This is a genomic window from Aurantivibrio infirmus (assembly GCF_054767315.1).
Genome location: NZ_BAAFSK010000005.1, coordinates 456,268 through 478,464, shown reverse-complemented (window position 1 = coordinate 478,464; position 22,197 = coordinate 456,268). Strand labels below are relative to the sequence as shown.

Annotated in this window: 16 protein-coding genes and 1 tRNA gene; 10 read left to right on the top strand and 7 right to left on the bottom strand. The window is 42.8% G+C overall.

Features of this window, described 5'->3' with window-relative positions:
• The first annotated feature begins 32 nt into the window (after positions 1-32).
• The 8 genes from ACYUCY_RS13665 to ACYUCY_RS13630 all read left to right on the top strand — a co-directional run bounded on the left by ACYUCY_RS13665 (position 33) and on the right by ACYUCY_RS13630 (position 9,443).
• A complete protein-coding gene (locus tag ACYUCY_RS13665) occupies positions 33-1,787 on the top strand; it encodes a BatD family protein (protein WP_460227059.1) in 1,755 nt (584 codons plus the stop codon).
• 150 nt (positions 1,788-1,937) lie between these two features.
• Positions 1,938-3,605 carry a peptide ABC transporter substrate-binding protein gene (locus ACYUCY_RS13660; RefSeq protein ID WP_460227058.1) on the top strand — a complete coding sequence of 556 codons (1,668 nt, stop codon included), beginning with the start codon at positions 1,938-1,940 and terminating at the stop codon, positions 3,603-3,605.
• A gap of 11 nt (positions 3,606-3,616) precedes the next feature.
• Positions 3,617-4,540: an oligopeptide ABC transporter permease OppB gene (gene oppB / locus ACYUCY_RS13655; RefSeq protein WP_460227057.1), complete on the top strand. Its 924-nt coding sequence runs from the start codon at positions 3,617-3,619 to the stop codon at positions 4,538-4,540.
• On the top strand, positions 4,537-5,463 hold the full coding sequence (locus tag ACYUCY_RS13650) for an ABC transporter permease subunit (RefSeq protein WP_460227056.1): 927 nt from the start codon (positions 4,537-4,539) through the stop codon (positions 5,461-5,463). Before oppB ends, ACYUCY_RS13650 begins: the two co-directional genes overlap by 4 nt.
• A 14-nt stretch (positions 5,464-5,477) precedes the next feature.
• Positions 5,478-6,488 (top strand): ABC transporter ATP-binding protein, encoded by a 1,011-nt coding sequence (locus ACYUCY_RS13645; RefSeq protein ID WP_460227055.1) that lies wholly within the window; start codon positions 5,478-5,480, stop codon positions 6,486-6,488.
• Positions 6,485-7,471, top strand: a complete 987-nt coding sequence (locus ACYUCY_RS13640) for an ABC transporter ATP-binding protein (protein WP_460227054.1) — start codon at positions 6,485-6,487, stop codon at positions 7,469-7,471. Before ACYUCY_RS13645 ends, ACYUCY_RS13640 begins: the two co-directional genes overlap by 4 nt.
• A 349-nt stretch (positions 7,472-7,820) precedes the next feature.
• Positions 7,821-8,450 carry a histidine kinase gene (locus tag ACYUCY_RS13635; RefSeq protein WP_460227053.1) on the top strand — a complete coding sequence of 210 codons (630 nt, stop codon included), beginning with the start codon at positions 7,821-7,823 and terminating at the stop codon, positions 8,448-8,450.
• Positions 8,451-8,477: 27 nt separating this feature from the next.
• On the top strand, positions 8,478-9,443 hold the full coding sequence (locus tag ACYUCY_RS13630; protein WP_460227052.1) for a GGDEF domain-containing protein: 966 nt from the start codon (positions 8,478-8,480) through the stop codon (positions 9,441-9,443).
• Positions 9,444-9,519: 76 nt separating this feature from the next.
• On the opposite strand, the gene ACYUCY_RS13625 is transcribed toward ACYUCY_RS13630, so the two are convergent.
• The 7 genes from ACYUCY_RS13625 to ACYUCY_RS13595 all read right to left on the bottom strand — a co-directional run bounded on the left by ACYUCY_RS13625 (position 9,520) and on the right by ACYUCY_RS13595 (position 19,196).
• A complete protein-coding gene (locus ACYUCY_RS13625; protein ID WP_460227051.1) occupies positions 9,520-11,397 on the bottom strand; it encodes a SurA N-terminal domain-containing protein in 1,878 nt (625 codons plus the stop codon).
• Positions 11,398-11,762: 365 nt separating this feature from the next.
• Positions 11,763-12,035, bottom strand: a complete 273-nt coding sequence (locus ACYUCY_RS13620; protein ID WP_460227050.1) for an HU family DNA-binding protein — start codon at positions 12,033-12,035, stop codon at positions 11,763-11,765.
• Between the two features lie 446 nt (positions 12,036-12,481).
• Entirely contained in the window at positions 12,482-14,917 is a 2,436-nt protein-coding gene (gene lon / locus ACYUCY_RS13615) for an endopeptidase La (RefSeq protein WP_460227049.1), read from the bottom strand.
• Positions 14,918-15,120: 203 nt separating this feature from the next.
• On the bottom strand, positions 15,121-16,431 hold the full coding sequence (gene clpX / locus ACYUCY_RS13610; protein WP_460227048.1) for an ATP-dependent Clp protease ATP-binding subunit ClpX: 1,311 nt from the start codon (positions 16,429-16,431) through the stop codon (positions 15,121-15,123).
• A 277-nt stretch (positions 16,432-16,708) separates the two neighbouring features.
• Positions 16,709-17,356, bottom strand: a complete 648-nt coding sequence (gene clpP, locus ACYUCY_RS13605; RefSeq protein WP_460227047.1) for an ATP-dependent Clp endopeptidase proteolytic subunit ClpP — start codon at positions 17,354-17,356, stop codon at positions 16,709-16,711.
• 352 nt (positions 17,357-17,708) lie between these two features.
• Positions 17,709-19,022 carry a trigger factor gene (tig, locus tag ACYUCY_RS13600; RefSeq protein WP_460227086.1) on the bottom strand — a complete coding sequence of 438 codons (1,314 nt, stop codon included), beginning with the start codon at positions 19,020-19,022 and terminating at the stop codon, positions 17,709-17,711.
• 89 nt (positions 19,023-19,111) lie between these two features.
• Positions 19,112-19,196 (bottom strand) — tRNA-Leu (locus ACYUCY_RS13595).
• Positions 19,197-19,683: 487 nt separating this feature from the next.
• Between ACYUCY_RS13595 and ACYUCY_RS13590 the strand changes: the two genes are divergently transcribed.
• Together ACYUCY_RS13590 and ACYUCY_RS13585 are read left to right on the top strand one after the other, a co-directional pair.
• The gene (locus tag ACYUCY_RS13590; RefSeq protein ID WP_460227046.1) at positions 19,684-20,727 is read left to right on the top strand and encodes a Rieske 2Fe-2S domain-containing protein; all 1,044 of its coding nucleotides are present in this window, start codon (positions 19,684-19,686) and stop codon (positions 20,725-20,727) included.
• A 97-nt stretch (positions 20,728-20,824) separates the two neighbouring features.
• A complete protein-coding gene (locus ACYUCY_RS13585) occupies positions 20,825-22,144 on the top strand; it encodes an MFS transporter (RefSeq protein ID WP_460227045.1) in 1,320 nt (439 codons plus the stop codon).
• Positions 22,145-22,197: the final 53 nt, after the last annotated feature.

Genomic DNA, 22,197 nt, shown 5'->3' with positions numbered 1-22,197 from the left:
CGATCCAAACAAATTATATTGAAGATTTATTAATGAAAAAAATTAATTCTTATATCGCGATTCTATCGCTCATGATCATAACAACGATTTACGCTCAGGCGCAGACTCTTACCGCGACAACGGATAGGGTTACCCTTAGCGAAAACGAAACCCTTGAGCTCACTATTCGTTTTGATGAAAGGGTTGATTTTGGCAGCCCGAACTTCGACAAGTTAGCCGAGAATTTTGACATTTTAAATCAACGACGCGGTGACCAAATCGAGCTATTCGATACAGGTGCGGGTTACTGGACAGAATGGAATCTCGCCCTTTCTCCAAAAAAAGTAGGTGAATTGGAAATTCCCGCCTTCACTATTCGCGGCGCCAGTAGCGAGCCAATTGCTATTTCAGTAAAGCCATCGTCACCCGCGACGCCGGGAGAGCTAAAAGACATTTTTCTAGAAGTCACCACGGACAAAGAAGAAGTTTATGTTCAGGAGCAATTGCTATTAACGGTAAGAATTAATACCGGCTTACTGTTCAGAGACATTAGGATATCGAAAGAATTAGCAGTCGAGAATGCGGTGGTCGAGAAAATATCTGAGACCATTTACAACAAACAATTACAAGGCAAACTCTACCGTGTTATCGAAATGAAATACGTCATATTTCCGCAGAAAAGTGAGCCCTTAAAAATTCCAAGCCTAAGCTGGAACCTTGTTATGGCGACCACCAAAAGCAGTCGTCTTAACAGCCGATTTAATACACCAGGAACACTAATGCGTTTACGCAGCGAAGAAATTGTAGTTCCGGTAAAACCAAAAGCAGCAACGTTCACTGGCCCCGAATGGATGCCCGCTCAGGAAGTGTCTATCGAACAACACTGGAGCAGTAGCACTTCTAAACTGGTTGTCGGTGAACCCATTACCCGCACCTTAACCTTAAGAGCATTAGGCTTGAGTGCAGCGCAAATCCCTCCTCTACCCGAACAACAAATTTCGGGTTTAAAAATGTATTCTGACCAACCTCAATTTGACGATTTACGAACACATACCGGATTAAAAGGAAACCGAATAGAGAGCCAGGCAATTGTGCCGACAAAAGCCGGTACAATTATTTTGCCCGAAGTGCAAGTTGCTTGGTGGGATACGGTCAACGACTACCAACGATTCGCTACTTTACCTGAGCAAGTTTTAACAATCGCACCCTCGGCTGCAAATGCGTCAATCCCGCCTCCCTTACCTGGACAAACTCCAACCCTAAACGACCCCGCACTAACTAGCGATGCTGATATTGAAAATTCAGAAAATATAAGCGTTGGGTTTTCACTCAATAAAACATGGCCATGGATCGCCAGCAATCTAGCATTCGCAAGCCTCGCTTTATTATTTTTTATCGCCTGGCAAAGGAAAGCTTCCGCTCAACAAAGCAGTCAAGAAGATGATGACAAAGCCAAGCTGGAGCTAAAAATTAATGACGTTTTTCACACTATTCGTAAAGCCTGTAGTGAGCAAAAACCGAAAGCGGCACGCACCGCTCTAAGCCAATGGGGTGGGCTATATTGGGGGATCAATCACACCCTCAGCCTTCAAGAAATTGCTCAGAGAAGTGGATCACCAGTTCTTACCAAGGCACTGGAAGAATTAGATGAAATACTTTATGGTAAGCAAAATATTCCCGAGCAATCGTGGGATGGTAACGGCCTATGGCAAGCTTTAGTAACGTTTAAAAAACAGAATAAAGACAAAGTTAAACGAATAAATATCGCAGAGAAGCACTTACCGCCTCTGTACCCAAAACAACTGTAAGTTTTTGAGAAGCCGTTTCGAATAGGCTTTTTGGAATTTGCTTTAAGGTTATAGCAATCCCCAGTAAACTTTTTGGCGTAAGGTCTGGATAGTTGTAAATTTTTATAATTATCAGTGGCAAACAAATATTAAATAATGAGGTCGTCTATTTTGCGAACATCATCTACTAATATTCATTATCGGTACTATCCGCTCGATATACGTATCACGCAGTTTTTATTTTTATTTTTGTTTCTCGCTCCAACACTCCTGCCCTTTAGGCTCTACGCCGCTCCTCCTGAAAACGTAAAACTCGCTAAAGAACAAATACTCCATCGCGGCAACTACGGCGAACCACAAAGTCTTGATCCACATAAATCTGAGGGAGTACCTTCATCTAAAATACAAGAAGACTTATTCGAAGGCTTAACTACTGAATCTTTATCCGGAGATATCATTCCAGGCATCGCAACGAGCTGGGAAATTAGTGAAGACAAAACACAATATATTTTCAAATTGCGTAAAGATGCTCGGTGGTCGAATGGTGACTTGCTTACGGCTCATGATTTTGTTTATAGCTGGAGACGTGTCCTTGATCCTCAAACCGCTTCGCGCCGTAATCAATTAATGTTTCCTTTGTTAAATGCTTTTGAGATTACATCGGGTAAGCTGCCGGTTGAAGATCTCGGTGTCAAAGCGCTGGATGATTACACATTAGAAGTCAAATTAGTTGGGCCGACGCCTTATTTTTTAGGTCTGCTTGTTCACCCTGCCGCGTTTCCAGTTCATCAAGGTGCAATCGAAACATTTGGCGAAAAATATGCGCGGCCAGGAAACTTGGTTTCTAACGGCGCCTACAAACTCCTCGAATGGGAAGTTAATTCGCACATTAAACTAGAAAGAAACACGCATTATTACAATGACAAAGATACGACGATCGATACCGTTTTCTTTTACCCAATCAACAATGCGAATAGTGAATTGCAACGGTTTCGCGCCGGCGACTTAACCTTTACCGAAGATGCACCGATCAGCCAAATTGATTGGCTTAAAGAAAATATGTCGAAGGAATTCAGAATCGCTACGTATTTGGGCATTTATTATTATGGGTTCAACCTCGAGCAACCCCCTTTCAAAGACAATTTAAAATTACGCCAAGCTTTGGCCCTAAGCGTTGAACGAGAAATTATTACCGACAAACTTATGCGAAACGGAATGATCCCTGCGTACTCCTTTGTTCCAGAGGGAACATCGGGCTATGAAAATGGGCCTGAATTTGAATGGAAAAATCTTTCCAGAGACGAACGCCTGGCCAAAGCAAAACAGCTTTATTCCGAAGCTGGTTATAGCGAAGACAATCCACTAAAAATTGAGTTTCGTTACAACACACAAGACATGCACAAAAAAGTTGGTCTCGCGGTGGCAGCAATGTGGAAGCAACATTTAGGCGTAATCACCACGCCAATTAATCAAGAGTGGAAAGTATTTTTAGAAGTTCGCAATCAAAAAAGATTAACGCAAGTTTACCGTGGTGGATGGATTGGCGACTACAACGACCCTGTCGCGTTTTTAGATATCATGACCTCTTTCAGTGAGATGAATAACAGCGGCTATAACAATAAGGAATACGATCGCTTGCTTGGTGTCGCTGCGGTTGAAACCAATCCACTCGCTCGCGCTAATTATCTAAAGCGAGCCGAAGTACTTTTATTGGCAGATGCTCCTGTAATTCCACTGTGCTATTACGTTACCAAGCGTTTGGTAAGTAATAAACTGGGCGGCTATGAAGATAACCTTACCGATCGGCATTTTAGCCGCTATATGTATATTCTAGAGTAGGCAATTTAGTCATGGTAAAATACGCTTTTCATCGATTATTGCATACCATTCCAACCTTGCTAATAATCATCACCCTAGCTTTTTTTCTCATCCGCTTAGCGCCGGGTGGGCCTTTTGACAGCGATCGCAGTTTACACCCTGAAGTAGAAGCCAACCTTAATGCTAAATATCATTTAGACGAACCCTTAGCTCAACAATACGGTCGCTACATGTGGGATATTTTGCGCGGCGACTTTGGCCCGTCTTTTCAGTACCGCGATTTTTCGGTGAATGAACTAATTTACGATAGCTTTTCTGTTTCTCTCAAACTTGGCATCGCTGCGATTATTTTAGCGATTGTATTCGGTGTTGGAATGGGAACCATAGCTGCACTTCGACAAAACAGTAACACAGATTACGGCATAATGACGGTGGCAATGACGGGTATTTCTATTCCTAATTTTGTCATTGCTCCTCTACTGGTTTTGCTTATTGCCGTGTCGTTAGGTTGGTTACCTGCTGGCGGCTGGGAAAGTGGAACTATTTCCGACATGATCTTACCAATAATTTCATTGGCATTACCACAAATCGCTTATATTGCACGACTAACTCGGGGTTCATTGATAGAAGTTTTACGCAGCAATTATATTCGTACCGCGAGAGCCAAGGGCTTACCTACCTCAAAAATAATATTGAGACACGCCTTAAAACCAATGATGCTTCCCATTGTTTCCTATCTTGGTCCCGCAACTGCAGCGGTAATCACCGGCTCTGTAGTTATCGAGCAGATATTTTCTATTCCGGGGCTCGGCACTCACTTCGTTACGGGTGCGCTCAACAGGGATTACACCTTGGTGATGGGTGTGGTGGTTTTTTATGGAACGCTAATTATTTTATTTAATTTTCTCGTCGATTTATTTTACGCCCTACTCGATCCTAAGGTGCGCTATTCATGAGCATAAGCAGCAGCGACAATATTGAAACGATCGCCAATTCAATCGCCAATTCTATCGACGACGAAAAAACGATAGCAGGCCGTAGCTTATGGGCAGATGCATACTATCGCTTGCGCAACAATCTAGCGGCCAAAATCAGTTTGGTAATTATGGCGATCATAGTAGTGCTCGTGATTGCCGCGCCGTTACTAAGCCCTCACGATTTCGACGCACCGGACTGGGACAATATTCAGATTTCGCCGTCTTTGGAAACGGGTCATATTTTTGGTACCGACAGCATAGGCAGAGATTTATTTGTGCGCACGCTCTATGGTGGCCGCATTTCGTTAATGGTTGGCCTTGTCGCAACAATTGTTAGTTTAATTATTGGTGTATCTTACGGCGCTATCGCAGGCTTTATCGGCGGGCGAGTTGACAGCGTTATGATGCGCATTGTTGATATCCTTTATGCAATGCCTTTTATGTTTTTCGTGATCATGTTGATGGTTGTTTTCGGTAGAAATTTGGTATTAATTTTTGTCGCAATCGGCGCTATTAATTGGCTGGATATGGCGCGAATAGTTAGGGGCCAAACGCTCAGTTTAAAACATAAAGAATATATTGAAGCCGCTGAAGCCTGCGGCGTTGGAACATTTACCATTATTCGACGCCACATCATTCCAAATTTACTCGGCGTGGTTATTGTTTATATTACTTTGACTATTCCGCAGGTTATTCTCATCGAATCGTTTTTAAGCTTTCTAGGGCTAGGCGTACAAGAACCCAATACCAGTTGGGGCGCATTGGTGAATGAAGGCGCATCCGATATGATTTCCGCACCCTGGACATTAATTTTTCCCGCGCTATTTCTCGCTACTACTTTATTTTGTTTTAACTTTCTTGGCGATGGCTTGCGTGACGCTTTAGATCCTAAAGATCGATAATCGAGAACAATATTGTGGCCTTACTTGATATTAAAAATCTTACCATCAGTTTTGATACTCTCGACGGCACCGTTAATGCCGTTAACGACCTAAGCTTTAGCCTTGAGAAAAGCGAAACCCTGGCTATTGTTGGCGAGTCTGGCTCGGGCAAAACCCAAGCGATGCTAGGAATTATGGGGCTACTTGCGAGTAATGGCCGCGCTAGCGGCGAGATACTATTTAACAAGCAATCTTTGCTTTCTATGCCCGCGAAAAACCTCAATAAGATTCGCGGTAAAGATATCGCGATGATTTTCCAAGATCCGATGACCTCACTCAATCCTTATCTACGTATTTCTACGCAAATGACAGAGGTACTGGTTCATCATGAAGGCATGGACGAAGCACGCGCGAAGCAACGTGCCGTTGAGATGTTAGATTTGGTAAAAATTCCGGATGCGAAAAAAAGAATTGATTATTATCCTCATGAGTTTTCCGGTGGCATGCGCCAACGCGTTGCCATTGCCATGGCGCTGCTTTGCCACCCGCAGATTATCATTGCTGACGAACCTACGACTGCTTTAGATGTAACAGTTCAGGCACAAATTCTAAAATTGTTTGGCGATATTAAACAAGAATTTAATACTGCAATCATTATGATCACTCACGACTTGGGTGTTGTCGCGAGTGTTGCTGAACAAGTATTGGTCCTTTACGCCGGGCAGATGATGGAATTAGGAAGCCTCGACGATATTTATTATTCTCCAGAAAACCCCTATACGCGAGGCTTATTACATTCAGTACCCAGGGCTAATCAAAAACATGATGAAGTACTTTATAGCATTCCTGGCAATCCACCGAACATGCTAGAAACACCAAGTGGCTGCCCTTTTCATTTGCGTTGCGAATTCAAAGACCAGCTGTGTTTAGAAAAAAGACCAAATTTAATTGAGACGACTTCCGGACACTGGAAAGCCTGTCATAGAGAAAATTTACCCTTGTCTTCCTTGAATCAAGAATTATCGAACCAGGAGGCCGGACAATGAGCACTCCCCTTTTGCGTGTCGAAGATTTAAAAATGCATTTCGAGATACCTAGTTCGGGTTTCTTCGCGAAAAACCAAGTGCTCAAAGCAGTGGACGGCGTAAGTTTTGAACTTAACGCAGGTGAAACTCTCGGTGTTGTTGGTGAATCTGGATGCGGAAAATCAACACTGGCAAAAGCGGTTTTACAATTACTCACGCCAACATCCGGAACTGTTGAACTCGCCGGACAATCATTAACGACCTTAAACAAACTTCAATTACGCGAACAAAGAAAAATAATGCAAATTATTTTTCAAGATCCTCTCGCTGCGCTGAATCCAAGAATGACGCTATCGCAGATTATTGGCGAACCATTAACGGTGTTTGAAAAAAACCTATCGAAAAAAGAAATAGCCAGCCGCGTCAAAGATATCATGGCAAAAGTTGGCTTGGCCGAAAACCTCATCAATCGCTACCCACATGAATTTAGTGGTGGACAATGTCAGCGTATCGGCATAGCTCGCGCATTAATTTTAAACCCTCGTTTAATCGTTTGTGATGAGCCCGTGAGCGCCCTTGATGTCTCCATTCGCGCGCAAATTGTTAATTTGCTTATGGAGCTACAAAAAGAATTGGATTTGGCGCTAATATTTATTGCCCATGATTTGCATATAGTCCGGCATATTAGCGACAAGGTTATGGTCATGTATCTTGGCAAGGCTGTAGAGATCGCCGAGAGTCAAACTTTATATAAAAACCCGGTTCACCCATATACCCAAGCTCTGATTGATTCTGTTCCTGAGCTCGACCCAAAATTGAATCGTCAGAAACAACAAGATTTTCTTGAAGGGGATCTACCCTCTCCACTCAATCCTCCCAGTGGTTGCGCATTTCGAACTCGCTGCAAAAAGGCTCAAGCTCACTGTAGCGAAGCAGCCCCTGAATTAGCTCCCTGGGGGAAAAACACCGAAGAGAGTCGCTTAGTTGCCTGCTTCGAGGTCTAACGCTCCATGGCGCGTTTAAACTCTATTCGGACTGACAAAACGACCCTCCCTTAAGTATCCGTCCTAGAATTAAGAGATGTGGCGTCAAAATATTGACGTAATTCGTATTTCTTTATTACTCATTGATGTTTTCCAGTAATTATTCAGCTGATATTGATATTTTTGCCTATCCTTATTAGCAGCACGTGTAATCAATATTGGGGTTTTGACCCTTAAGTAATCTGGGCTTAAGCGATAGCTTGAAGCTCAATTTTATCTGCGCATGCTTATAGTACGAGAAAGGATACGGGCATATCGTGAGTGATTTGTTAACAGTGTCGACGACCAACTAAAACAACAATTGGGATTCATGCAACAAGCACGAGATATCACAAAGCCAATCGAGCTTAGCGCCGACCAACGAGATTGCCTCCAGGAAATTAGCAATGTCGCCATGGGGCAAGCGGCCGACCATCTTGCTCGCCTTCTCAACGAATTCGTTATTCTTTCCATCCCGCACGTTGAAATTTTTTCACCTTCCGACATCACTATGGCATTGCAAGCTCTGCAAGGCAGTCGCTCAGTATCAGGGGTTTGCCAAGGTTTTCTCGGTGGTGGCTTGGCGGGAGAAGCGATGTTAATTTTTAATGACTCCAGCTTTACTGATCTCGCCAATTTATTTAATTACGAAGAAGAGATAGATGCTCAGGCAGAACACGAATTATTAATGGACACAACAAACGTACTTACCGGTGCCTGCTTAAAAGGAATCGCTGAGCAACTCGATATCGAATTCAGCTACGGCCCACCTGTACTATTGGGGCAACACCTCGACATCGAAGAATTATTAGCAAACACACAAAATGACTGGAAGCAAACACTGGTGATCGAGATTAATTATCGTGTAGAAAACTTTGATGTGAATTGTGACTTGTTATTAATACTTACAGAAGAATCAGTTCATCGCTTGATGAAAAAAATAGATTATTTAATTGATTAAAATTTATTTCAAAACGAACCAAATAAAATGGATGATCGCGAAAACATTCTAGAAGAATTCCACTGGGTCATGGATGTGCTACAAAGCATTGACGTTGGCCTTGTTGTTCTCAATCGGGATTACGAAGTGGAACTGTGGAATAGCTTTATGCAAAACCACAGCGCACTATTGCCTTCTGAAGTAATGGGGAAGTCTATATTTAGTTTGTTTAGTGAATTACCTGAAACCTGGTTTAAACGCAAAGTTCAGTCAGTACTTGTATTACATAATTCGGCTTTTACTACTTGGGAGCAGCGTCCCTATCTATTCCGTTTCAATAATTATCGGCCCATTACAGGAATGGCGCCCTATATGTATCAAAATTGCTCCATCATCCCTCTGCTCAGCACACAAGGCCAAGTCGATCATATTTGCCTAATAATTTACGACGTTACCGATACTGCCGTTAATAAAGAAGGCATGAAAACAGCCAACGCCAAACTAGAACACCTTAGCCGAACGGATCGCCTAACGGGCTTATACAATCGAGGTTGGTGGGAGGAATGTTTAAACACAGAGCATCGTCGCTATCAGCGACAACCTAACGCGATGAGTTTAGTAATGTTTGACATTGATCACTTCAAAAAAATTAATGACAGCCACGGACATCCCGCCGGTGATGAAGTTATTCGTCAAACTGCTGAAACAGTGCGCGCAACAATAAGAGAGGTGGATATCGCAGGCCGTTACGGTGGCGAAGAGTTTGCAATACTTTTAGTCAATGCTGGTATTGAAGGTGCCAGTTTATTTGCAGAACGAATGAGGAAAAATATCGAAAGTTTGGTGGTCTTTCACGAGGGTATCGAAATGAAATTCACCATCAGTCTCGGCGTCGCAGAATTAAACTCGCAATTTAAATCACCAAAAAATTGGCTTGAGGCCGCTGACCAAGCACTGTATCAAGCGAAAGAAAGCGGTCGAAATTGCTGGCGAGCTGCCAGCAATTCAACTTAGAACCATCCTTTATGCGCTTAACCAAATCTACTACACGGCCTTAAACTGCCGCTTTTTTACAGACTAACTTACTGAGCTATTGTTTTATTTTCGCAAGCGCCTGTAATTCTTGTTGGTACGCAGACAAACCAAGGTCTGCATTCATATTTGCCAATTGCTGCTTAATGTTTGTCTTTTCAGCGTCTGAAATACTCGCATAATCCGCTTCGGTAACTCTAGTGAGATTAATAAGTACGTAATCACCAGAAGCCGTTGTAAGTCCATTCACGATGGAGTTATTGTCAGGCTTTCCCATATTAAAAGCATGGCTCAATACTTCACTGGGCACTTGTGGGTCAGCACGTCCTGTATCTAAGCTCACTTGCCATTCGTATTCGTTTGCAATCGCAATTTCCTCAATACTTTTACCTGCCACAACTTCTTGCTTGAACGCCTCACCAAGCTCTTCAAGCTTAGCGATTGCTTGTTCGCGTTTTAATTCATTGACTATCTCAGCTTTCACTTCTTCAAAATCTAGAATACGCGCAACTTGGTGATCGGTCACACGCAAAACCAACACGTGATCCGCTGCCAGCTCGAGTAAAGAACTTGTATTACCCTCAATAAGAACGTCATCGGTAAATGAGGCTTCGACAACTTGCGGAATACTCGCTACTCCGAAACCACCTGAACGCCCAAAAGGACTGGAGACTTGTAAACTGAGATTGAGATCTTCAGCGACCTCTCCAAGGGTAGAGGCGTTATAACTCTTTTCAGCGAGCTCTTCTGTCAACCCTAGATATATCTCTTCGGCTTCTGCATTTACCAATACTCGCTTAATACGTGCTTTTTCTTCTTCAAATGCAGGCGGAGTTGCGCCATATTCATCGAGTAATTTAACAATATGAATACCATCACTACCTGCTATCGGCGAGGTGTATTCTCCTACGGCAATACTTTCCAACGCTGCTTCCGCACCATTTGGGAAAACGGAATAATCAGAAATCACCCCTAACTCACCACCTAAATTTTTAGTTCCGAAATCATCTGAGAACTCGGCGGCTAAAGTCGCGAAGTCGTCTCCGTTCGCCAGGCGACTTTGCACTTCTGCAATTTTCGCTTGCTCACTTCCGTCATCTTTCTTTTCAAAGAAAATATGTGCAACGCTTCGTTCAATAACTGCGGTGTACGCAGCAACATCTTGTTCATACTGCTCTCGAACACTCGCTTCAGATACTTCTATGCCACTTGCAATATCGTCTAATTTTATCTCGATATACTCAATTGATACTTGCTCTGGGCTTTCGTAATTATTTTTATTCTCCTCGTAATACGCCATCGAGGCTTCATCATCTATTTCGATTTCCGCTTGAGTTGGGGCTAATGGAATCGTTAAGTAATAAAAATTCCTTTTTTGTTGCGAGATCAAGGCGAGGCGTTCAAGCTCTTCTTCAGTGATAAATCCACTCGCGGACAAACCAGAAATTTGTTGATCAAGAACGATCGATTCGCCTATCTGCTTACGATAGGCCAAGGGCGTTAAATTTTGGTTATATGCTGCTTGCCTATAAAGGTCTTCGCTAAACTTGCCATCAATTTGAAACCCTGGAGCGGTGACTAAAAGCTCATTCACACGTCGGTCAGAAATATGCATACCGCCTTCATTACCGGCGTCCAGTAATACCGCCTTTAGAATTAAGTCTTTCAAAACCGGTTCTCTCAGAGCTTCGTCTGAAAATAAGTCTAGGGGTAAACTGTCACCAAAACGTTGTCTGTATTGGTCTTTTTGTCTCGCTATTCCAAGTCGCAATTCATTTTCGGTGATGCTAATACCATTCACATTGGCGACTTCGGGATCACTGCCAGAATTTACGAATATGGAGTCAACTCCAAACAGCACCAAAGGCACTACCATTATTCCAATTACGATGACTGCCACCGCACCCTTAAGATTATTACGAATGCTTTGTAACATGATGATCCTCTAAGTTTCTTAAGTAGGGTTTTAACTCTACTTTTAGACCGCAGCTGTATTGAATTACGAAATCTGGCAGCTGCTTTAGTTAGTTTAATTATCTTTTAAATTTGAGAGCGGTAAGCTCTCGTCTCAGAAATAAAAATTTTTGTACTTAATATTTTACCAAATGTGTTGACTAAGACCGCTACTGTAAACAAAAAAAGGCGCATCACAGCTTGATGCGCCTCTCTATCATTCAATTTATTGCTATCGTACGATAACCCCGAACTAATTCTGTAATAGAGCTTTTGGATGCTTCAAGTTTTAATATCAAATTACTTATATTGAAAAAATCTGCTTAGAAAAACCTGTCTTGACACATCTTAATTAACGGCGTCTTTCAATGCCTTGCCCGCTTTAAAACTAGGAATTCTAGCGGCTGCAATTTGAATTGGCTGACCAGTTTGAGGATTTCGACCAGTACGTGCAGCTCGGTCTTTTACACTAAAAGTACCAAAACCAACTAAAACAACTTGGTCGCCTTTTTTTAATGTATCGGCAACGGAATCAACCATTGCATCTAACGCCCGACCTGCGGCCGCCTTTGGAATATCTGCAGATGCAGCAATCGCTTCAATCAGCTCAGATTTATTCACTCTTAATACCTCTTATTATTAATTTCGAGAATTTTTGGGGATTCCAATTTTGCAGTTACTTCTTTTGTATCTACAGTTGGGGTTTCCGAAACAAGAAAAGGGAATAGACTTTGGAGCTAACTGTGAGCCTCACAAAAAAATAACCCAATACACGGTTCTTTAACTTACTGTGACCCGCCTAGAATCGAACTGCGATTTATACCAACTGCTCAAGGGAGGGTCAAGAACCCATTCATCAAATGAGAAGAAGAATTCACTATCTGGGCGGTTTTTAACCGTTTGGAGCTGAGCTCTTTGTTAGCAAGGGGTTAGCTGGTAAAAAATATGAATTCTTTTTATAACTAACGAGCAGACTGACTGAATTAAAATTCCGCTTAGAGCCAATTCACTCAACCAACGACGCTTACAAAATCACCGCAAAAACATATCGACACTAAACAGTTTTGCTAATGCGCTTGAATCAAATCTCTAGAAGATTCAGTATCGTACGCTTTTGCTTCTAAGGCTTTATATTCTTCATCCGAAAAAGGCCGTGGCATATGAACTAGTGCCACCTCCAAAACCTGATCGATCCACTTAACAGGGTGAATTTCCATCTCTTCAGTAATATTATTTGGTATTTCTTTTAGGTCAGGTTCATTATCAGCGGGGATGATAACATGCTTAATTCCGCCTCTATGTGCAGCCAAAAGCTTTTCTTTCAATCCGCCAATTTTTAAAACCTCACCGCGCAAGGTTATCTCTCCCGTCATCGCGACATCACTTCGCACTGGTATATTCGATAAAACCGAGACTAAAGCGGTACACATCGCTATACCTGCACTAGGTCCATCTTTAGGCGTTGCTCCTTCCGGCACATGGATATGTATATCGTATTTCTCATGAAAATCGGGATGCACTCCCAAAACTTTAGACCGCGAACGAACAACAGTCAGTGCTGCTTGTATAGACTCTTGCATCACGTCGCCCAAAGAGCCGGTTTTAACAACCCTTCCTTTACCGCGAACAGAGGATGACTCAATCGTCAACAATTCACCCCCAACTTGCGTCCAGGCCAAACCGGTTACTTGTCCAATTTGGTTTTCTTCTTCAGCTCGTCCGTAATCAAATTTACGCACACCTAAATATTCTTCTAACAATTCTGGTGTGACGGTTTGCGTAGCAGAGGTTTTTTCTTTGCCTTGATTACTTTTAACTGCTTTAGTAACAACTTTGCGGCAAATCTTTGCGATTTCGCGATCAAGCCCGCGAACTCCTGCTTCGCGTGAATAATATCGAATGACATCACGAACTGCTGACTCGTCAATACTAAGCTCGCCTTTCTTTAGCCCGTTCCGCTTCATTTGCTTAGGAACTAAATAGCGCATCGAAATATTTACTTTTTCGTCTTCGGTATAACCTGGAATTCTTATCACTTCCATTCGATCCAGAAGCGGACCGGGAATATTCATGGAGTTTGAGGTACAGACGAACATGACATCGGAAAGATCAAAATCAACTTCAAGGTAGTGATCGTTAAAGGTATTATTTTGCTCAGGATCGAGGACTTCTAATAAAGCGGAAGCAGGATCACCGCGATGGTCCATACCCATCTTGTCGACTTCATCGAGTAAGAATAGCGGATTCTTAACACCTGCTTTCGACATTTTTTGAATCAGTTTACCTGGTAACGAACCAATGTAAGTTCGACGATGGCCACGAATTTCCGCTTCGTCTCGAACACCGCCTAGAGCCATTCTCACGAACTTTCGATTCGTTGCGCGGGCAATAGACTCACCTAAAGATGTCTTACCTACGCCGGGAGGCCCTACTAAACACAGAACCGGCCCTTTAACTTTTTTCACACGTTGCTGTACGGCTAAATATTCAAGAATTCTTTCTTTTACTTCTTCAAGACCATAATGATCTTCTTCTAAAATTGCCTCAGCTTTTTTGAGATCATGACGAACTTTGCTGCGCTTTTTCCAAGGAACACTGACCATCCAATCAATGTAAGCACGAACAACAGATGCCTCAGCAGACATCGGCGACATCATTTTTAATTTATTCAGTTCGGCTTTGGTTTTTTCTTCAGCTTCTTTTGGCATCCCCGCTTCGAGGATTTTTGTTTCAATCTCCTCCGCTTCGTTAGGCTCTTCGCCCATATCGCCCAATTCTTTTTGAATTGCCTTCATTTGTTCATTGAGGTAATACTCGCGCTGGCTTTTTTCCATTTGCTTTTTAACGCGACCACGGATTTTTTTCTCAACTTGAAACAAATCTATTTCAGACTCTATTAGCCCAAGTAGATGTTCCAGTCTCGGACGAACATTTGGCATTTCTAAAATTTGTTGTTTCTGCGCGAGTTCCAGAGACATATTAGCTGCAACGGTATCTGCTAAACGACCCGGGTCTTCAATTCCCGTCAATGTTGTCATGACTTCTGCGGGAACTTTTTTACTTAAATTCACGTACTGCTCAAATTGATTCATTGCAGAACGTACTAATAATTCCGCTTCTCTTTCTGGAATTTCTTCGCCGAGCAATGGCTCAACAACCGCTCGAAAGTGGCTTTGTCTATCATCAACAGAAAGAATTCGCGCGCGTGCGCCACCTTCGACTAACACTTTTACAGTGCCATCAGGTAATTTTAGTAATTGCAGGATTGTTGAAACGGTACCTATAGAATAGATATCTGCCGCACTCGGGTCATCTTCGGTAGCGCTTTTCTGGGCAACCAAAAGTACCTGCTTATCAGCAGTCATCGCCTTTTCGAGGGCTTCGATAGATTTTTCTCTACCAACAAACAAGGGGATAACCATGTGAGGGTATACAACCACATCGCGAAGAGGCAGCAATGGCAATTCATTATGATCGGGATGTGGAGTGGGTGTATTTGTCATTCAAACCTCTAAAGACGACGGCTAAAAATCGATGCTTTATGCACCTGACATTAAGATTGGGGGCGGAATGTGAGAATTACAAGCGTAAACCTCGATTATCCTAATAAGCGGAATTAACAAGGTCACAATCGGAGCGTGAGACGATCAAAAAACAACCACTCAATATTATTCTGCGCTATTTAGCCGACAACGAAAAACAAAAGCTAAGAGCTTTTGTCTTTCGATGCTCCAGTAGCCGATTTTGACTCTGCGTTTTCATAGACAAGTAGCGGTTCAGATTCTCCCTTAATCACCGAATCATCAACGACAACTTTTGCAACATTTTGCTCTGAAGGAATTCGGTACATCGTATCTAAGAGTACAGACTCCATTATCGATCGTAGACCTCGAGCACCTGTTTTGCGCTCCATGGCCTTTTCAGCAACTGCTTCCAGGGCATCATCTCTGAAGTCAACTTCAACACCTTCCATGTTGAACAATTTCGCGTATTGCTTAGTCAGCGAGTTCTTCGGTTCAGTTAAAATCTGAATCAATGCGGCCTTATCTAATTCCTCAAGAGTAGCAATGACTGGTAAACGACCTACGAACTCCGGTATTAAGCCATAGCGAACCAAATCTTCTGGCCCAAGGTCTCGCAAAGTTTCACCAATATTTTTACTGTTGTCCTTGCTTTTAACTTCCGCACCAAAACCAATGCCACCTTTTTCAGAGCGGTCACGAATAATCTTATCTAAGCCAGCAAATGCGCCGCCACAAATAAACAAGATATTCGAGGTATCTACTTGTAAGAATTCTTGCTGGGGATGCTTACGTCCACCCTGAGGGGGTACAGACGCCACGGTACCTTCAATAAGCTTCAAAAGAGCCTGCTGAACGCCCTCTCCCGATACGTCGCGAGTGATAGAAGGGTTATCTGATTTACGGGAAATCTTGTCGATTTCATCGATGTAGACGATGCCTTGTTGAGCCTTTTCCACATCGTAGTCGCATTTCTGGAGTAATTTCTGAATGATGTTTTCAACATCTTCACCAACGTAACCCGCTTCGGTTAAGGTCGTTGCATCTGCAATGGTGAATGGGACATTCAAAAGTCTTGCAAGGGTTTCCGCCAAAAGGGTCTTACCACTACCCGTTGGCCCAACAAGAAGAATATTGCTCTTGCTAAGTTCAACATCATCCTTATCTTTCTTTTTCTTTTCGCCAATACGCAAGCGTTTGTAGTGATTGTAAACAGCGACAGAAAGTACCTTTTTAGCGCGTGTTTGACCAATTACGTATTCATCCAATATAAGGGAAATTTCCTGAGGAGTTGGAAGCGTTTCCGAGCTACCCTCTGTATTACTCTCCTGGATTTCTTCACGAATAATGTCATTACATAGATCGACACATTCATCACATATAAACACTGAAGGGCCCGCAATTAACTTGCGTACTTCGTGCTGACTTTTTCCACAGAAAGAACAGTACAGCAGCTTATCGCTGTCGTTACCATTTTCGTTACCACGATCGGACATTAAATCCACTCCGTAAAACAACTATCGACCTCAAAAGATGATAGCTTTTAACCAATTTTTCAAGCCCAAATTACTTAGATACGCCAAAAATGACGATTTAAATGCATTTTGGGGCAATTTTCGCAGGCCGCAGTATAACCGACTTCCACCCTATTTCGCTTATTTATGCCGAATTCGAGTTTCTACATAAGTCTAGACGGCCAAGGGCTAACGCGCATCGCTAATCTTCGATACCTCGGTCAATTAGTTTGTATTTTGACCAAAAGCCACGTTAGATTCACTTTTTGGCTTCGTCTGAATCCTTGGCACTGACCAATACATCGTCTATCAAACCATACTTTTTAGATTCTTCAGCACTCATGAAATTGTCACGCTCGGTATCTGCGGCTATTTGCTTTACTGTGCGACCAGTGTGCTTTGCGTAAATCTCATTCAAACGCTCACGAATCTTAAGGATTTCCTGGGCTTGGATATGAATATCACTAGCCTGCCCCTGGGCGCCACCGCTTGGTTGATGAATCATCATGCGTGAATTCGGCAAGCAGTAGCGTTTTCCTGGAGCACCAGCTGCCAGTAAAAATGAACCCATGCTACAGGCCTGTCCGATACACATCGTGCTCACATCGGGGCGAATATATTGCATGGTGTCGTAGATAGATAAACCAGCGGTCACTGAGCCGCCGGGAGAATTGATATAAAGATGGATATCCTTATCAGGGTTTTCAGCTTCTAAAAACAACAATTGAGCAACAACAACATTGGCCATGTAATCCTCAACTTGGCCAACCAGAAAAATAACCCGCTCTTTTAATAGACGAGAATAGATATCGAATGATCTCTCGCCGCGCGCAGTTTGTTCTATAACAATTGGAACGCCCACATTCGAGATATCTGGAGCAGTTTTCGTGTAATCAGGATTAGCCATTTTGTTTGTTGTCCCACGTGGTTAGAAATATTTTAGCTGGGAAAACCGGACGGATCTTCGATCGCGTCTCACCTTAACCGTAAATTATAAATTAGGGCGCCAAGGTGAAATTTACGCGCAGCTATTCAAGAGCTTAAACCGAGATCCCTGGTTATGCCAGCCCAAGTGAGAGAATTTTGAGAAGATATGCTTATAGCGCGGACGAATTTTTCGTTCTCTTTAAACAACGCAAGAAAATTGATGGTAATCGGCACGATTTGTAAAATATTTGAACAGCCAAATAGCTAGGAGTTTTGAGTAACACTAAGGAAAATATGGGAAAGGCTAGCCGACCTAGCCTCCCCAAAAAATCTTACTGGCCTTTTTGCGATTCCATTAAAGCTTGGTAATCCGTTTGTTTTTCTGTCACCTTAGCTCCGGCCAAAATGTAATCAATGACTTGCTCTTCCAAAACCATCGCTTCGACATTCGCCTTAGCTTCTTGATTAGAAGTGTAATATCTAATGACATCTTCAGGTTGATCGTAGGTTGCCGCAATTTCAGCAATTGCCTTTTTAACACGATCGTCTTCAGGTTTTATTTCCTGAGCGCTGATAATTTCATTGATGATAAGCCCAAGTGAAACACGCTTCGTTGCCTGCTCTTCAAACATTGTATCGGGTAACAATTGCGTCATATCCATAGATTTTGCAGCATCACCGAACTGCTGCATCATTTGCTTCCGCATGTTGTCAATTTCATTACTTATCAAAGCTTTCGGAAGTTCAACTTTTTGAGATTCAAAAAGCGCATCCAATACTTGTGTTTTTATTGACATTTTTTTTGCGTTGGCAAGCTCACGTTCCATATTGGATTTAACTTCGTTACGAAACGCTTCAAGATTATTTTCTTCAACACCAAACTTTTTAAAAAATTCTTCATCAATCTCAGGTAATTTTTTCTCAGCAACGGAATGCAACTTAATTGCAAACTCAACGGCGGCGCCTTTGAGTTCTTCCGCATGATAATCATCAGGAAAAGACAGGGACAAGGTTTTTTCGTCTCCTGCTTTCATACCAACGATACCAGACTCAAAACCTGGGATCATTGAATTGGAGCCTAACTCCAATTTTTGCCCTTCCGCTTTGCCTCCGGCAAACTCTTCACCATCTTTAGTACCGAGATAATCGATAGTTACCTGATCACCTTCTTTCGCGGCACGATCAAGGTCTTCCCAGGTCGCTTGTTGGGTTCTCAGATTTTCGATCATGGTGTCGATGTCTTTTTCTTCGATTTCGGCAAGCGGTTTTTCCACGGCCAAGGTCGACAAATCAACGAGATCAATTTCAGGATAAACTTCAAAAATCGCAACAAACTCTAAATCTTTGCCTTCAACGTTTGTCGTCGTATCAATAGTGGGAAGCCCCGCTGGTTTTATATCTTCCTTTTGCAATGCTTCGAAGTAGGTGCGGTTAATGACATCACCCAAAACTTCCTGTCGAATACCATCGCCCAATCGCTGCTTAACAACTTTTAGCGGCACTTTGCCAGAACGAAAACCGTTAATTTTGACTTTACCTGCTGCATCTTGAAGTCGCTTGGCTACTTCTCCATCCACTTGTTCAGCGGGCACGCCAACAGTTAATTTGCGCTCTAAACCCGATGTTGTTTCAACCGAAACTTGCATACGTTTCCTCACGGTTTTCATTATTCACTCTCAGCGAGTTTCATCGCCTAAGAATGAATCAAAGTTTTGACTGGTATTGTTTTCTAAATTGGTGCGGTCGGAGAGACTTGAACTCTCACACCTTGCGGCACCAGAACCTAAATCTGGCGTGTCTACCAATTTCACCACGACCGCTAAAAGACTTCCTGCCGCCATACCGCTCTTAATGAAAAAATTAAGATAGCTCGATATCTTATTGATTTTTATCACATAATGACAAAAAACAACTTGGCCTAAAAGAAAGGGGTGCTGATTGTGCCACAGCTACCGAAGGTGTTCAATACAAGAGATTTCGAATGAGTTTTTAAAGCAGATTCCATTGATATTGAATTCGGATTGCTGCTCAAAAAAGAGGCGCTCGAAGCGTCCTTCAAACCTCTTAAACTGGCTCGGAAGAATAAAAAATCATAGTGACCTTACAAAGCTACTACGTGCATTTCAGATGAAGGAACAATCAACTAAAACGACAAAATTATCATTTTACTTAGCCACTTAGTTTTGTTTAACTCACATACTAATTTAACCAATCAAACCTAAAGGCTAATGCCACCTCATTATTGAATTCACACTGAGCATACAAGTCCTTGCCTTTAGTGCCAGTAAAATAGAGGAACGATATAGCATGTCCGAACAGCGAACCTGGCCCGAAAACTGTTGGTACGTCGCGGCAATGCCCCAGGAACTGAATGGCAAGCCACTTGGCCGGGTTATCTGCGACAAACATGTGGTTCTATTTAGGAACGATAAAAAACAAGCTATTGCTCTGGAAGATTTTTGCCCACACCGAGGCCTGCCCCTGTCTGAAGGAGTAATCGAAAACGGTAAAATTGCCTGCGGTTACCACGGCATGGTGGTTAATTGCGACGGCAGTTGCCACAGCATGAAGGGACAGGACGTTTCTAGATTACGAGGCATCCATGCCTACCCTGTCATTGAGCGTCATGGGTTTATTTGGCTTTGGCCTGGTAATGCAGAGCTCGCTAATCCTGAGCTAATCCCCGACTTAGCCTGGGCCAACAGTCCCGATTGGGCTTATGGTGGCGATTACTACCATATGAAATGCGATTATCGGCTATTGATCGATAATTTGATGGACCTAACTCATGAAACCTATGTGCATTCGGACAGCATTGGTCAACCAGAAATTGAAGAAAGCGCGCCTATTACCGCTATAGAAAATGGAGAAGTCCGCGTTTCTAGAACTATGTACAAAATTCCCGCCCCCCCCTTTTGGCAAGACGCTTTAAAAGCCAATAACGCAGCACATGATGTTCTTTGTGATCGCTGGCAAGTTTGTCGTTATATCAAACCGTCACAAGTCATGATCGAAGTGGGAGTGGCTCATGCGGACTGTGGGATTCAAAACGCTGAAGCAAGTAAACGTGCCTCAGGAATCGTGGTTGATTTAATCACCCCCGAAACCAAAACAAGCTGCCATTATTTTTGGGGCTTAGCGCGAAACTTTAATGTCAATGATAGCGAACTAACCGAGACCGTTAGGCAATCGCAAGGGAAAATTTTCGCCGAAGATTTGGAAGTTCTCGAAAAACAACAAGCCAGCTTATTGCGAAACCCTGAGCGTCGATTGATCTCACTTAATATCGATGCCGGTGGCGTTCATGCTCGCAGAGTAATCGACAAAATGATCCTGGAAGAAAGTACCTAACGACAAAATATTTATGATTCAATTTTGTAGCATTCAAAAAAATACAAATATGAAATCTTTTCAGTAAAGATAAAAATAATAATTAGGAGCAAGCTAGATGAGTCAAGACCCAAGAGAAATGATTTCGAATTCTCCAATGAGCGGACTGCAAGTATTTGTGGTGGCGATCACCATTGGCCTTAATGCCCTCGATGGGTTCGATGTACTCGCAATTAGTTTTGCTTCACCTGGAATTGCCGCCGAATGGGGAATTGATAGAGCTGCACTGGGCATTGTTTTATCGATGGAACTGATCGGCATGTGTATCGGCTCTATAGTGATTGGTGGCATGGCAGATAAATTCGGCCGACGTCCAATTATATTAAGCTGTCTGTGCATAATGGCTATCGGAATGTTTATGGCAACCACAGTAAAAGGTGTCGTTGATCTATCTATTTGGCGAGTAATAACTGGTCTAGGAATTGGCGGTATGTTGGCATCAATAAATGCTGTCGCCGCTGAGTTTTCGAATAATAAATGGCGCCACCTAAATGTCTCATTAATGACAATTGGTTATCCACTCGGAGCAGTCATCGGCGGTCTTGTCACTTCTGCGATGTTGGAAACAATGAATTGGCGTAGCGTATTTTATTTCGGCGCTGGTGTAACTTTTGTTTCTATTCCTTTAGTTTATTTTTTCGTTCCAGAATCCGTTCACTGGCTAACTCAGAAACAACCCCTAGGTGCTGTCGATAGAGTCAATAAAGTATTAAAGCATATTAGCAAGCCTGTAATTTCTAGCATGCCGGTTATCAGTGAGGCGGTTCGTAAACGATCTATCGGTGATATTTTTGCACCTGGCTTAGTTGCCACAACGCTAATTGTTACCGCCGCTTACTTTTTTCATATCACAACCTTTTATTTTATTCTCAAGTGGGTACCCAAAATTGTCGTCGATATGGGCTTTCTTGCCTCTTCTGCGGCGGACGTTCTTGTATGGGCAAATGTCGGCGGCTTAGTTGGCGGTCTTTTATTTGGGTTACTCACGCTAAAGCTTGATGTAAAACACCTTAGCATAGCGATCTTGGTAATCTCGACTTTGATGGTTACATTATTTGGTCGAAGCCCGGCGGATTTGAGCACACTCTCTATTCTTTGTGCGGTGGCGGGCTTTTGTACCAACGCGGGTGTGGTCGGCCTTTACGCCCTATTCGCTCATTCGTTCCCAACACATGTAAGAGCATTTGGAACCGGTTTCGCGATCGGAATTGGCCGCGGGGGCGCTGTGCTATCCCCAATCCTCGCAGGATTTTTATTTGATGCTGGATTTGGGTTACCCACTGTCGCATTCATTCTCGCCTTGGGTTCCTTGATTGCGGCGGCCTTGCTGCTTTTCTTAAAAGTGCAAAAGAATTATGCGGTGATTGAAGATAATTAGTCATTCACGCTAGGGTTTTAAAAATAAGAAAGGCGACACAGAAGTGTCGCCTT

What these genes read in the sequence shown, in the direction of transcription:
- lon (WP_460227049.1), bottom strand. Translation starts at nt 14,917, where the DNA reads ATGACAAATACACCCACTCCACATCCCGATCATAATGAATTGCCATTG.
- ACYUCY_RS13635 (WP_460227053.1), top strand. Translation starts at nt 7,821, where the DNA reads ATGCAACAAGCACGAGATATCACAAAGCCAATCGAGCTTAGCGCCGAC.
- oppB (WP_460227057.1), top strand. Translation starts at nt 3,617, where the DNA reads ATGGTAAAATACGCTTTTCATCGATTATTGCATACCATTCCAACCTTG.
- ACYUCY_RS13650 (WP_460227056.1), top strand. Translation starts at nt 4,537, where the DNA reads ATGAGCATAAGCAGCAGCGACAATATTGAAACGATCGCCAATTCAATC.
- clpP (WP_460227047.1), bottom strand. Translation starts at nt 17,356, where the DNA reads ATGGCTAATCCTGATTACACGAAAACTGCTCCAGATATCTCGAATGTG.
- ACYUCY_RS13640 (WP_460227054.1), top strand. Translation starts at nt 6,485, where the DNA reads ATGAGCACTCCCCTTTTGCGTGTCGAAGATTTAAAAATGCATTTCGAG.
- ACYUCY_RS13625 (WP_460227051.1), bottom strand. Translation starts at nt 11,397, where the DNA reads ATGTTACAAAGCATTCGTAATAATCTTAAGGGTGCGGTGGCAGTCATC.
- ACYUCY_RS13665 (WP_460227059.1), top strand. Translation starts at nt 33, where the DNA reads ATGAAAAAAATTAATTCTTATATCGCGATTCTATCGCTCATGATCATA.
- tig (WP_460227086.1), bottom strand. Translation starts at nt 19,022, where the DNA reads ATGCAAGTTTCGGTTGAAACAACATCGGGTTTAGAGCGCAAATTAACT.
- clpX (WP_460227048.1), bottom strand. Translation starts at nt 16,431, where the DNA reads ATGTCCGATCGTGGTAACGAAAATGGTAACGACAGCGATAAGCTGCTG.
- ACYUCY_RS13585 (WP_460227045.1), top strand. Translation starts at nt 20,825, where the DNA reads ATGAGTCAAGACCCAAGAGAAATGATTTCGAATTCTCCAATGAGCGGA.
- ACYUCY_RS13630 (WP_460227052.1), top strand. Translation starts at nt 8,478, where the DNA reads ATGGATGATCGCGAAAACATTCTAGAAGAATTCCACTGGGTCATGGAT.
- ACYUCY_RS13590 (WP_460227046.1), top strand. Translation starts at nt 19,684, where the DNA reads ATGTCCGAACAGCGAACCTGGCCCGAAAACTGTTGGTACGTCGCGGCA.